Annotated in this window: 14 protein-coding genes; 13 read left to right on the plus strand and 1 reads right to left on the minus strand. The window is 32.6% G+C overall.

Annotated features, from left to right (window positions below; translation table 11 throughout):
- Positions 1–25 precede the first annotated feature (25 nt).
- The 13 genes from MHB55_RS04325 to MHB55_RS04385 all read left to right on the plus strand — a co-directional run bounded on the left by MHB55_RS04325 (position 26) and on the right by MHB55_RS04385 (position 11,631).
- Positions 26–1,081, plus strand: a complete 1,056-nt coding sequence (locus MHB55_RS04325) for a sugar-transfer associated ATP-grasp domain-containing protein (RefSeq protein WP_340862682.1) — start codon at positions 26–28, stop codon at positions 1,079–1,081.
- A gap of 917 nt (positions 1,082–1,998) precedes the next feature.
- A complete protein-coding gene (locus tag MHB55_RS04330; RefSeq protein ID WP_191696609.1) occupies positions 1,999–2,475 on the plus strand; it encodes a DUF2628 domain-containing protein in 477 nt (158 codons plus the stop codon).
- A gap of 156 nt (positions 2,476–2,631) precedes the next feature.
- Positions 2,632–3,057: a 3-hydroxyacyl-ACP dehydratase FabZ gene (gene fabZ / locus MHB55_RS04335; protein WP_144540566.1), complete on the plus strand. Its 426-nt coding sequence runs from the start codon at positions 2,632–2,634 to the stop codon at positions 3,055–3,057.
- A 291-nt stretch (positions 3,058–3,348) separates the two neighbouring features.
- Entirely contained in the window at positions 3,349–3,606 is a 258-nt protein-coding gene (locus MHB55_RS04340) for a hypothetical protein (protein WP_340862683.1), read from the plus strand.
- A gap of 139 nt (positions 3,607–3,745) precedes the next feature.
- Positions 3,746–4,105 (plus strand): DUF7674 family protein, encoded by a 360-nt coding sequence (locus MHB55_RS04345; protein ID WP_144540339.1) that lies wholly within the window; start codon positions 3,746–3,748, stop codon positions 4,103–4,105.
- A 231-nt stretch (positions 4,106–4,336) separates the two neighbouring features.
- Entirely contained in the window at positions 4,337–4,627 is a 291-nt protein-coding gene (locus MHB55_RS04350; RefSeq protein WP_144540337.1) for a hypothetical protein, read from the plus strand.
- Positions 4,628–5,296: 669 nt separating this feature from the next.
- Positions 5,297–5,764, plus strand: a complete 468-nt coding sequence (locus tag MHB55_RS04355; protein ID WP_144542059.1) for a DUF2691 family protein — start codon at positions 5,297–5,299, stop codon at positions 5,762–5,764.
- A 663-nt stretch (positions 5,765–6,427) separates the two neighbouring features.
- Positions 6,428–6,769 carry an NUDIX domain-containing protein gene (locus MHB55_RS04360; protein ID WP_340862684.1) on the plus strand — a complete coding sequence of 114 codons (342 nt, stop codon included), beginning with the start codon at positions 6,428–6,430 and terminating at the stop codon, positions 6,767–6,769.
- 214 nt (positions 6,770–6,983) lie between these two features.
- Positions 6,984–7,118, plus strand: coding sequence for a hypothetical protein (locus tag MHB55_RS04365; RefSeq protein ID WP_340862685.1), 135 nt, complete (start codon positions 6,984–6,986; stop codon positions 7,116–7,118).
- A gap of 243 nt (positions 7,119–7,361) precedes the next feature.
- Positions 7,362–8,327: a M23 family metallopeptidase gene (locus MHB55_RS04370; RefSeq protein ID WP_340862686.1), complete on the plus strand. Its 966-nt coding sequence runs from the start codon at positions 7,362–7,364 to the stop codon at positions 8,325–8,327.
- A 542-nt stretch (positions 8,328–8,869) separates the two neighbouring features.
- Positions 8,870–10,072, plus strand: a complete 1,203-nt coding sequence (locus MHB55_RS04375; RefSeq protein ID WP_340862687.1) for an IS110 family transposase — start codon at positions 8,870–8,872, stop codon at positions 10,070–10,072.
- A gap of 294 nt (positions 10,073–10,366) precedes the next feature.
- Positions 10,367–10,807 carry a hypothetical protein gene (locus tag MHB55_RS04380; RefSeq protein ID WP_340862688.1) on the plus strand — a complete coding sequence of 147 codons (441 nt, stop codon included), beginning with the start codon at positions 10,367–10,369 and terminating at the stop codon, positions 10,805–10,807.
- Positions 10,808–11,475: 668 nt separating this feature from the next.
- Positions 11,476–11,631 (plus strand): hypothetical protein, encoded by a 156-nt coding sequence (locus tag MHB55_RS04385; RefSeq protein WP_154311391.1) that lies wholly within the window; start codon positions 11,476–11,478, stop codon positions 11,629–11,631.
- A 439-nt stretch (positions 11,632–12,070) separates the two neighbouring features.
- Here the strand turns inward: MHB55_RS04385 and MHB55_RS04390 are convergent, their stop codons facing one another.
- The gene (locus MHB55_RS04390) at positions 12,071–12,559 is read right to left on the minus strand and encodes a hypothetical protein (protein WP_144537252.1); all 489 of its coding nucleotides are present in this window, start codon (positions 12,557–12,559) and stop codon (positions 12,071–12,073) included.
- Positions 12,560–12,711: the final 152 nt, after the last annotated feature.

Raw genomic sequence — 12,711 nt, forward strand, 5'->3', positions numbered from 1 at the left:
AATTCAAAAAGGTGGATGTGCTTTTATGATAAAGAATAAAGCGATTAATCTATACCGTCAAACTAATATCTATCGTACTTTTATGAAGAAAAACTTAAAATCCTCTGTGAATAAAGGAATTAGTAAGAAAATCAATTTTTCTAGAAAAGGTTTCTTAAGTGAGTCTGCGATAATTTATAATTTTACTAAAAATGATCCGAAAGAGTACTTATCCGATATCCAACGATTAAATACTAGATACTTAAATAGCCCCTATAGTTTTATTTTAGATGAAAAGTTAGTGTTCGAATCCATGTACAAGCAACATATTACTATTCCTAAAAATTTTAGTTTAATTGAAAAAGGAAAGTTTTTGTGCTTAGAAAATGAGGAAAAAATTGATTCGGCATTAAAAATTTTAAACTACTTAGATAAACATAATGCCTGTGTTATTAAGCCTATACGCAATGGCGGTGGATATGGGATTTTTGTTTTAAAGAAAATCAAAGAAGAATATTACTTAAATGAAAAACAAGTAGATGAAAAAGAATTAGAAAAAGTAATTTCTAAGTTGCACAATTATGTAGTGAATGAGTTCGTAGGACAAAGTAATTTCAGTAAGGAGTTTTATCCAAAGACTACTAATACTATTAGAATCCTAACTATGATAGACCCAGTCACTAACAAACCTTTTATACCTATAGCTGTTCAAAGAATGGGGAACTTAACATCCATTCCTGCTGATAATTGGACGCAGGGCGGTTTAAGTGCAGAGATTGATCTGAATAGTGGAGAGTTAAGCGAAGGTGTGACTTATCCTAAAAACGGAAAACTAGAATGGTATAGTGAACACCCAGAAACTAAGTCTAAAATTAAGGGAAAGATAGTTCCCCATTGGCATGAAATTAAAGAAAGTATATTAAATGCAGCCTCTCTCTATCCATATATTAAATACGTTGGTTGGGATATTGTAATTACAGATGATGGATTTTCTGTACTTGAGGGAAATAATTTTAGTGACGTAAACTTATTACAGGTCCATCGACCATTACTAAGCGATGAAAGAGTATCAAAATTTTATAAATACCATGGAATCATATAGTAATGATTTCCGCTTTTATTTCTTTCCTCAGGATGAACAGTTAAAATTTTTTAGAAAGAAAATAAAGACGAGGTCACAGAAATCATTAATTCTGTGGCTTTTTTATATTTAAATGGAAAGTAAGTTTATAAAAACTATTAATTGTATCTAGTACAAGAAAGATGAAAAAGCTTGGTGGGCCATATTGTATATGGTTGGGAACAGTAGATAGCTTAATGCGGTAAAGAGACATTGACAGTCTGGGGATAAAGTAAGGGCTACACGAAGCCGACCACAAAAATTGTGAAGCATTGTTAGTTGAATTGACGAAGATTCTAAGTGAACAATGACTAAGACAAAATTATATCATAGGAAAATCGTTTATAGAAAAAGAAACAGTTATTTTGGTAGTCTAATTAGCTGCTTCAATTAGATTAGTTTTTAGAGTTAAACTCAAACCGTTTTATATAATTACAACCCTCACAAGCCATGCCAAGTTGTTTATTAGTTTCTGGATCGATAAAATAATACTCATCATAGCCACAAATTTCACATTCTTTTATGTGTAGAATTTTTCGAGGCCCAATCTCCTTGTCTAACTTAGAACGAAAGTCTGATAACAATCTTTACACCCCTTCATATAATCTCTTTTATTTCCCTTATAATTCGACAAAAATCTTGTGCATTTAATAATATTTTGTGCATATATTCGACGAAATCATGTCTTTTAACTTTCAATTTTATCTTACAAGAAAATTAATCAGGAAAAATAGAAGTTTTAAAAATATAGATTTCATATTTTGTGATTCTTTTCATAAATAAATTCATGAAATTAACATTTAAATAGATTTTTGTGTTTATGAAGTGGTGAAAATAGGTATAAAAGAAATGGTTCAAAAATATAATGAACATTAAAATTATAATGGGGAGGTACACAGGTGGTCAACAAGAATTTCCCAGAGATAGAAGAGAGGTTGCTAGGGGCTTATGTTGGAGCTAAAAACAGAGAGTATTATTTTAATAAATGGGCGAAGAGTGCTCAAACTTGGAACTGGGCAGCTTTTTTCCTTTCTTTTTTATGGCTAGGCTATCGTAAGATGTATTCCTATATTTTCATGGTGATTGGTATTTTCCTTTTGTACGACCTAATCATTGTTTTTAGTGGATTTGAATTTGGTATGGATAGCACGATAGGCATAACAGTATCTGTTATTTGTGGGCTATTAGGCAATTATTTATATCTAATGCATGCAAACAAGGAAATAAAAAGAGTTACTGAACAGAATTCAGCGAGTATGGAAAATATTCATGCAGAGCTCGAAAAGCGTGGGGGAACTAGCTGGCTAGGGGTGCTAGTAGCTTTTGGAATGATAATTATGTATATCATACTAGCAGCATTTATATATGGAGTTTAATAATACTTTCGTAAAAACCGATGCAGTTACGTTACTGTACATCGGTTTTGTCGTTTTTAATACATAATGATTAATATTGAAATTTATAGTATCAACTATTAGTAGTAAGTGCTAATATAAATGTTAAAAGTATTATTAGGAGGAAAGAGTTTAATGATATTAGACATTCAAAAAATTAAAGAAGTAATTAGACATCGCTATCCATTTCTTTTAGTGGATAGAATTATGGAATTAGAAGAAGGAAAACGAGCAGTTGGTATAAAAAATATTACTGCTAACGAGAATTTTTTTAACGGACATTTTCCGGACTATCCAGTGATGCCAGGTGTATTAATAGTAGAGGCATTAGCTCAAGTAAGTGCAGTTGTAATGTTAACAAAAGAAGGGAACCAAGGACGATTAGGGCTTTTAGCAGGTATAGATAAATGCCGTTTCAAAAAGCAAGTTAAACCAGGAGACCAACTTAGGCTAGAGATCGAGATTACAAGATTAAAGGGACCTATAGGGAAGTGCAAAGGTATAGCAACAGTCGATGGAGAACTGGTTTGCGAAGCAGAAATAACATTTGCATTCGGTGATTAAAAAATACTAGGGAGAACTTATTCAACTAACGGATGTTTAAAATTTGACCATCGTTTCGATGGTCTATTTTTATGTACAGAACATTAAGTTGATCCCAGATATGCATTGTGAAATGTTACACTTAAACTAACGGTGCAGTTTAGTTGAAGAATTTAACTGTTTTTTTTTTTACTTGTTTCAATAGTTTGGAGAGTAGCCTAAAATTGAGTTCTATAGTGGTAAGAAAGAGGTTTATATATGATTTTCAAGAGAACGTTTATTGTAATATTACAGGCAAGGAATCTTTAAGTAATGAATGAAGCAAGTTTAGTATCAGGAGTTTTATTTTTTGTGTGCTTTATTGGGTTAATACTAGTTATTGGTGTTAAAGAATCCAGTATTCCAAAAGAACATTCCACCATAAGTAGTGCACCTTTTTGGTTGAATTTAATTATAGTAGCTATGTCATATTTGCAGTACAGAGTCTGGAAATTGATAAATGTGATTTTCTTATTATTACTAACTATTTTGTTTGGTTATCTATTTTTAACTACATTGGGAATAAATTAATAAAACTAAATCTTTTTCAACTAATGCGTGCTTTACTTGAAGAACATAGAGATGCTTAGACAACTCTTATTCTTATTGAACTAAAGGTGCAGTTTAGTTGAAGAAATTGTTATAAAGACGTTCAGCAACAGGAGAAAAAATGGAATATAAAGACTTAGCAATACACTTTACAGATGAATTTGAAGAGTACAAGCGTTACTTACAAGAACATATTGAATTTAATGGTGAAATCCTAAATCATGTCTTCTTTGGTGAATGCAGCAATTATTTTAATGAACTCATTGGAAAAGAGAAGGATATACCAAAGATAAAGGAATTATTTGATTATCTTGAACTGATGGCAACTTCAGGAGATGATGAAGTGAAAGAATTACTAAGCGTTACTATTCTTGCACAACTTGGCGACTCTAAAAAACTATTAAAAAATGCTTATAAGTATATGGGTTCAGAGACGAGGAAAGCCTCAAATGAAATTGAAAAATTTTGGGGTAGAAATTGAACTAACAAGTACTTTAGCAAAATATGGCCATTTTTTAGATGGTCTATTTTTATGTCCAAAACATTAAGTTGATCCCATATATGCAATGTGAAATGTTACACTTAAACTAAAGGTGCAGTTTAGTTGAATAAGGAACAGGAAATATTTTTATATAGCGTATTCGATATAATAATGATTAAAATGGGATGACGTATGTTTTATTACTAAGTTTTATTAAGAGTGGGAGATTGTATGAAAACCTATATGAAAATTTTTATGTATTTCTTTGTAATGATAGCTATAATCGGGATGACGAGTATTTATTCTAGTGAATATTTTCAAAGGTCATTTAATACTTTAGATGTTATGGATATTTCAAGAATGATTTTGATATACATAATTAAATTAGTGAGTGGATTACTTCTTATTGATACTTACATGAGATTTAACGAAATATCCAATGTAAAAAAAACATTATTATTAGTAATTGCTATTCCAAGCTCAATGTTTGTTTGTGCATTTCTCACAACCATTGAGCTTTAAAAAAATTTAATGTTCATCAACTAACGAGGTGCTTAGTTAAACAAGTGGCTGCCTGTAAGGGAGCTTTTTCTTATTGAACTCACGGGGCAGGTTAGTTGAATAATGTTGTTTAACTTGTGAGAAAATCTTTTGTTTAAAAAAACAGTTTTAAGAAGGTGAAAGTTCTGGAAAGAAAAGTTGAATTAAAACACTTTTTATTAGGTGGTTATACAATCGGTTTTGTTGCTGGATGTCTAGGGGGCCTTCTATCCACGATCAGCACCACATTTACTCTTAGTTTTTCTTTTGAAAGTATTTTTTGTATTGTTGTGGTTTTACCAATATTTTATTGGGTGTATCGCTATTCAGGAATGGTTTTCAATGACGAAACAATGAAAATGAAGTTGTTATACTTTTTTATTTCAATGTTAGGTTTATTTTTTGGATTATTCTTTTCTGAATTACTTTTAAGTTAATAAATAATCTCTCAACGTAGAGGGGTATGAAAATTAAGTACGAGCCAGCTTCAATAACCTTTGATTTTTCAATCGGACGATTATTTTAAGAAACGTCTCTGTTCTTCTTCAACTAACGGGTGCTAGACTTGTAGAGCATTGATGCTTAGACAGCTCTTATTCTTATTGAACTAAAGGTGCAGGTTAATTCAATAAATTAAAGGCAGGTGAAGAAATGAAACGAGGAATCAGTTTTGAAATTCCCAATGAATACGGAAGGTTTCTTTGGGAGGTATTAACTCCCTTTGAAATTACTAAATTCATTTGGCTAAGTGGAGGCGAGGAATCATATTTAGTTGAGGATGATGAATTAGGAAAACCACTATTCGCAGACGAGGTAAACTGGATAGAGGGCTTATCCCTTAAAGAACTTTTAGAAGATAATAGATATTATCTCATTTTTGTGGACTTAAAAGCCTACTCAAAAGAGAAAAATCCATCAGTAATTGAGACGTATAGAGATTTTTTAAATAGTGATTGTGAACTCGTATTATTAGTTGTTGATTCTGTTTATGTCACGATTTATTGTAAGGACAATGAAAAACTTGAAAGATTTTATGATAATGCAAAGATAAAAAGGTTTGAAAACCTCCAATACATTACTGATAAAAATGACACAAGAATAAAGCTATCAAATTGGTAACAGTGATTTATAACTATGCCTTCTTATTCCACTAACGAGGTGCTTTAGCAAAATATGGCCATCTTTTCGATGGTCTATTTTTATGTCCAAAACATTAAGTTGATCTCAGATATACATTGTGAGATGGTACACTAAATTAACGTCGCAGGTTAGTTGAACAAGGAAATCTGATAAAATAAGGATTCATTTATAAAAAAATCTAAGCTATATGACTGATTAGCAACCAGTCGTGATTATTATGATTATTGAAATTGACGGTTTTTTTCAACAAGTTCTACTTACGGGTAAAAAGTGTTCAAAACAGCAACTAAAGCTAAAGTACCTCAAAGCTAAAGAATTAGCATTAGAGACAAGTAATAGTAATCTTACAAATGTCTTTTGCAGTCTTCACAATTTTGAACAAATACCTTATTCCAACCATATTAAAGTTGATTTTGTAATTGATACTGATACAGATAGGATATATTCACCCTCTTATTAAGCTAACGGGTAGCTTTACTTCAAGAAGGAGTAAAGCCTTGTTCTTATTCAACTAAAGTAGCAGTTTAGTTGAATAAGAACAAATAAAGGATTTTATTATTTAACGTTGAATTATCTAAATTAATCAAGTGCATTTTCATCGTTATAATGTTACTTTTTGAAATTAAATTAGGGGGTTATTAAATGCAGTTTCATATCAGAGTACGAGCAGGTGCAATTATCATAGAAAATAATAATATATTATTAACAGTATATAATGACCCGATAAGAGGTATCGTCTATGATTTACCTGCAGGTGGAACAGAACCAAATGAATCTATTACTGATGCAGTTAAAAGAGAAGCCAAAGAAGAAGCATGTATCGATGTAGAAGTAGGCCCTTTAGCATTTGTTTATGAATATACACCACATCTTAATCTTGAAAAGTTTGGAAAAACACATACATTAGTTATGATGTTTGAATGCAAAATAATAAACCACACGACTCCAAAATTACCCAAAAAAATCCGGACTCGAATCAAATAGATGTTAAATGGCTACCTATAGCAGAGTTACAAAATGTTGAAATGTATGCTAATATCGGTTCTTATTTACAGAGTTACACCACTAACGGTAGAAACATTGAACTAATCGAAGAACATAAACTAAATCAAGCTGTTAGGTGAAATTTTGAGGAATTAAATATGACCATCTTTCGATGGTCTATTTTTATACCCAAAACATTAAGTTGATCCCAGATATGCGTTGTGGAATGTTTGATTTTGGGGATGCAATTACAGGACTTGTTGAACTACCAATACAAATCGAATTCGTTGGATGGACATCACTAGAAGCAACTTACCATTTGATGCAAATAGAATGTAAGAATACCTAAGTGATTACAATGAAGAGGGTTATATTGTAAAATGTGATTTCTTATTCATCTAGCGGTGCAGTTTATTGTACCAAGGATTATAGTCAGATTTACAAAGCTAAGTAAAGAAATCTTATCAAACAATGCTTTGGGAAACTTTTAAAACAACTAAACTATTCTTCCATTTTTCGAAACTTTCAGTTCATTGTATTCGTAAAGATAAACGAATGGATTATTTTTGAATGCTGAGATTGGAGGATACATATGTCAAAATTAGACTTAAATAAATTTGGGGCACATTTTATCAATGAAGAGTTTGAATTACTTTATAAAACTACATCAAAAGATTTTCAAAATCTTCTTGGGTTAAATGAATTTCAAAATATATGCCATTCTTATAAACAAGGTATACAAAAATTAGAGAAGTTTTCCGAAAAGGAATGGTTTGGTACAACTCAAGTTATTTGGATAGACCAAAATAAAGAAAAAGCGATTCAGTTAGCATATGATCCTAGGCAAGTAATTACAGGATTTTATTTGAAACCTTTTATCACTTACGACTCTGACAAAAGACGGACAAAAAACCAATATCGAATGCCAATCCGTGATGAGTGGTTCGTATTTTGGGGCGGTACAAATGAGTTTGATAATTATCATTATGCGTATGAAAACCAACGCTATGCTTACGATTTAGTACGTGTAATAAACGGGGTAACATATGAGGGTACAAATTTAATCAATGAAAATTATTTTGCTTTCGGCAAAGATATTGTTGCTCCGTTGAATGGGAAAGTTGTAGAAGTAGTAGATGGTATTAAAGATAATGTACCTGGTAAAATGAACGAGCAATATCCAGCCGGCAACTATATAGTAATTGAACATTCAAACAAGGAAAATAGTATGATTGCACATTTTAAAAACGGCTCGATTTTAGTAAAGGAAGGCGAACATGTTAAAGAAGGCCAACTATTAGGGCTATGTGGGAATTCAGGCAATTCGTCAGAGGCACATATCCATTTTCAAGTAATGGACCGCCCACAATTTGAAAAAGCTAAATCAATTCGCATCCAGTTCCAAAATCATCTTGAACCAGTACAGGGAGATACAGTGACGTCATGGCCTTTGGATGACAATAAGATGGATACTTTTGATAAATTAGAAAATTCATTAACCTTTACAGATATAGTACTAACGATTCCAAAAATCATTGGACAGTATTTTAAGGGATAAAGAAAAAATTTATAAAGCATGCAAAACAAATTCAAAAAATGTTCCCAAATAAAGTTTGGAATTAAATATAACCTCTTAGAATTTTGACTTAACAGCGTTGTAGGAGATTTCTCTTTGTTTAACTTTAAACAGCTTTTTATTAAGTCGTTTAATGATGGATACCACAAGACTTTTTTATTGTTCACCCTCAGAGTTGTGAACTTATATTGGATTGTGAAGATTTCGACTCATATACAGAATGTACAAAAGAAGAGGTTTAGGTTAGATTGTGAAATATTGTACTTAAACTAACGGGTGCTTCGTATTATAAGGTTAACCAGTTTTTACTGGTTGACCTTATTTTTATAGGATTTAATATATCAGTAGCCAGGGTAGGACGTACGGGTGCGTGGGACAATGATCCCGTCGGCTAAACTGTCCACCCCCTACTTGTAGAAACATGTTTGAGGCTGGTTGGGACATAGATCTCGTATAACAAGCGAAGCTATGACACTATAAGGAGGAACAGGGGTACTGGTGAGTTAGTCAGAGGAGGAAGTTAAATGAACCCAGTAGTTGGTCTGGATGTGGCAAAAGGAGAGAGCCAAGTTCAGGCATTTTTAGATAAATCGAAGCCGTTTGGAAAGAGTTATTCTATGAAGCATACACGAGAGGATTTAGACCATTTTATAGGCTTCTTACATGAGATTGAAGTGATGACCGGGCAAATGCCTATAGTCATTCTAGAATCTACAGGCCATTACCACTCTCCTGTTATTCAATGCTTGGAGGAGAACGAGGTTTTATATATCTTGCTTAACCCTATTATTTCTTATCAAGCGAAGAGATCTAGTTTAAGAAAGGTAAAAACAGACGCAATTGATGCGTATCAGTTGTGTATGCTTTATTACAAAGAAGATTTTGAACCTCATAAAAAAAGAGGGATTCAACTCTTAAATCTTAGAAATCTATCGAGACAACAGGAGATTGTGACGAATATGTATGTGGAGGCTAAGCTACAGTTTCACACTATTCTAGATCAAGTGTTTCCTGAATACCGCAAGGTTTTTGGTGATCTTTATTCAAAGGTTTCTTTATTGATGTTAAAGAAATATCCCACTTCAGAAGATGTAATAACGGCTGGAGAAAGTAAGCTAGCAGAGTGTGTGATGGAGTTTTGTCCAAGACGTTCTAGTCAATGGTCATTGGAAAAGGCAAAAAAACTAATGGATTCTGCCTATCGAAATCCATTTCCAAAAGTGGTGTATCATAGTCACTTGATCAATCTTCAAATGTATATTGAAATGCTTTTTCAGTACCAAGGGCACCTTTCGGAGTTGGAAATTCGTATAGTGACCTTGGCAAATGAATTAGAAGATTACAAGATTGTCCAATCGATTCCAGGAATCGGAGAAAAGATCGCTGCCACGATAATCTCTGAGATCGGAGAAATCGAACGGTTTAATCATCCGAAAAAACTAGTTGCCTTTGCAGGAGTAGATCCCAGTGTTCACTCATCAGGAAAGTTTACTGCCACAACCAATCGTATTACAAAACGAGGTTCAAGTAGATTACGCCATGCTTTGTATCTTGCCGTATTGTGTGGTATCAGAAGTTCAAGAAACAACAAGCTGAAAGAATTCTATGATAAGAAGAAATCAGAGGGAAAGCCTGCAAAAGTGGCGATAGTAGCCTGTATTAACAAACTGCTTCATTGGATTTATGCTTTATTAAATAGCAAAGAAACTTTCCAAGATATAGCGTAATTACTGGTTACAAGTAATTAAGAGAAAACCTTCCAAAAGGTTTTTGGAGGGCTATTTGTCATGCATAAAATAGTATATCATAAGATTAATAATAATTTTAGAGAAAAATATTGACATTCTATTAGCTGGTTTAGCAAAATATGGCCATCCTTTCGATGGTCTATTTTTATGTCCAAAACATTAAGTTGATCCCAGATATGCCTTGTGAGATGTTACACTTAGACTAACGGGCAGATTAGTTCAATAAGAAGATGTAAAATCAATGAATAGTATGTTTCAAAATGAGGTGATAAATTGTTATATCAAGATTTAATGAAGTTAAAAAACATTGACTTAATTGGAAAGACAGAACTACAAGTAAACAGCCTTAGACTCTTTTTTGAAAGGCGCAAAGTAATTGAAACAGAAGAGAAATATGTAATTGGAGATGTGTCGATTGAAGGATATCCTGTAACTACAGATGAAAGTTTACCTATCATTCAAATTCATTTCGAAAACTATATAAGCTACTCTGTAACGAATGAGTCCTTTACTCAATGGGATGAATACGAGGAATTTGAAGGAAAAGCATTTAGAGTTTATAGTAAATCACATTTCCTTGATTTTGTTCAATCCCATACGTTTGCATCAAAAGATTATCCAGGACCCTTTAAACATTATGGAATGATCTGTATTGACCATATTGTGAACATTGCTTCTACTTCCATACCTATCATTACCGAAGTAGAAAAATAGGTCATTTCATGTATTCTTACTCAACTAACGGCGCAGTTTAGTTCAATAAGAGGAAAAGTTAAAAATATTAATAGGAGTAAATTAATGCGTACAATAAATGATCTTAGAGAAATATGTAAAAGATTCAAAAATGGAGAATTTGATTTGCAAGAATTACAAGGAAGGTTAAACACTGTTGTAATGCCAGAGCCTGATCTACCTCAATTATCTAAGCTGTTATCAAGTCTAGAAAATGATATAGAAGAGATATTTTTACATCATTAGAAGGCGGTCAGCGTAAAAATGGCTTACAAGTTATTAGTGTTTTTTTACACAGACTTAATGATATAGCAAGAAATTTTTGACTATTCTAACGGGTGCTTTACTTCAAGAAGGAGTAAAGCTTTTTTTCTAATTGAACTAAAGCGGCAGTTTAGTTTAATAAACACAAATGAAATTTTAATTGGAAATTAACGACTTATTATGAAAAGGGGGGAAAGCGTATTAGAATAAAATACTTTTTCTTTTTATTATTAGCTATTGCTTTCTTATCGGGTTGCACCAACGATTCAACAGCGAAAGAAACCACTGAAGAGCTCATAATCGGTGAACCTCTTCCACTGCAATGGATAAATTATGATGGTGAGAAGTATGTTTTTAACAGGATTATTCCAAAAGATGAAGTGGATATGAGTCAAATAGTCTCAACAAACACTTTAACAGCATTAGGAGATGGTGCTGAATCTGGTAATGAAATTTTTCTTTATAAGAAAGACGGTAGTTTATTCATAATAGATAACACAGGACCTACTGAACAATGGGCGAACTTCACTAAAAATGATTAAAAGTAGCTATTTTTCTTGTTGAACTAACGGGTGCTTAGTAAAAAGGAAATCAAATTAAAATGAGCTTGGAGAAAATATCCCAGCTCATTTTTTGTGTCTTAAATCAACCTTTACCTTTAACATAGCCATATTAATTTAACTAAAGATGTCCTCTTTTATTTCTGAGATTATATACAGTTTTCACCTGAATAAAGAATTTTAGTTGTTTTGAGCGAAGGCGGCGAATCCTAGGGGACAAGCGCGTAGGAGATACTACAGGCTCGCTCCGTGTCCCCAGAAAAGCGTTCACTGTAGCGGAGAACACAGCCTCTTGAATTTCTAAGAAAGGTTTTGTCCTAGCCTTTCAACTTCATAAAATGTTCATACAAGGATTCTAAGCGTCTCTTAAAATAGCTAATCAGTGAGGTGCAAAGAACCCCGGGCACTTATATTCGTCCTTCTAACACCAAACAATAATTTTATACGGCGTGGTTTGGGCAGGAATGCTTCGGGTGGTGGGGCCATAGATTACAATTAGATTTCGGTTTGCTGGACTTTTTGTAAAAGCTTGCCCGTTTGTCAAAATTATGGGGGTATACGGTGAAATATTTAAGCTCAATTGACCATCGCTACTAACAAACTGGCTGTTAAAGAAGTCAACTTTTACAAATTGATTTGGATTATTTTTTACTATAACAAGTGCCTGATATTGTGGTGGAAAGATTAAAGGAACGGGTGCATTTCCATCATAGTATCCAGTAACCCAATCTCCAACCCCTACCATTTCTTGGTCTACAAAATAAGTAGAGGGTGATACTACAAAATTTACTAAAGCCCCGTTACCGTTGTCTACTGACATTAACGTATAACAACCATCTTCTCCATTTAACCCTGTTGCAAAATCACTTATCATAGTAACAATCCCATGAAAAGATTGGAAACTCACCATACTTTATCCCTCCAACGCTATTTAAGCATTTCCTTATACATGTTATGCATTTCTAAGACTTTGTGTTATCCGTCCTCAGTTATGGAAAGCGTTTTCTAAAAGTATTAAGAAAATTCTTGATTTTATATCAATCTAGTTTTATAATTCAAATT

Origin of the sequence: Psychrobacillus sp. FSL K6-1267 (assembly GCF_038003265.1) — a bacterium.
GTDB lineage: Bacteria > Bacillota > Bacilli > Bacillales_A > Planococcaceae > Psychrobacillus > Psychrobacillus faecigallinarum.

Bases quoted from the DNA above. Each gene is read 5' to 3' on its own strand.
- MHB55_RS04325 (WP_340862682.1), top strand. From the start codon at position 26: ATGATAAAGAATAAAGCGATTAATCTATACCGTCAAACTAATATCTAT.
- MHB55_RS04340 (WP_340862683.1), top strand. From the start codon at position 3,349: ATGAATGAAGCAAGTTTAGTATCAGGAGTTTTATTTTTTGTGTGCTTT.
- MHB55_RS04345 (WP_144540339.1), top strand. From the start codon at position 3,746: ATGGAATATAAAGACTTAGCAATACACTTTACAGATGAATTTGAAGAG.
- MHB55_RS04350 (WP_144540337.1), top strand. From the start codon at position 4,337: ATGAAAACCTATATGAAAATTTTTATGTATTTCTTTGTAATGATAGCT.
- MHB55_RS04355 (WP_144542059.1), top strand. From the start codon at position 5,297: ATGAAACGAGGAATCAGTTTTGAAATTCCCAATGAATACGGAAGGTTT.
- MHB55_RS04360 (WP_340862684.1), top strand. From the start codon at position 6,428: ATGCAGTTTCATATCAGAGTACGAGCAGGTGCAATTATCATAGAAAAT.
- MHB55_RS04365 (WP_340862685.1), top strand. From the start codon at position 6,984: ATGCGTTGTGGAATGTTTGATTTTGGGGATGCAATTACAGGACTTGTT.
- MHB55_RS04370 (WP_340862686.1), top strand. From the start codon at position 7,362: ATGTCAAAATTAGACTTAAATAAATTTGGGGCACATTTTATCAATGAA.
- MHB55_RS04375 (WP_340862687.1), top strand. From the start codon at position 8,870: ATGAACCCAGTAGTTGGTCTGGATGTGGCAAAAGGAGAGAGCCAAGTT.
- MHB55_RS04385 (WP_154311391.1), top strand. From the start codon at position 11,476: ATGAGTCAAATAGTCTCAACAAACACTTTAACAGCATTAGGAGATGGT.
- MHB55_RS04390 (WP_144537252.1), bottom strand. From the start codon at position 12,559: ATGGTGAGTTTCCAATCTTTTCATGGGATTGTTACTATGATAAGTGAT.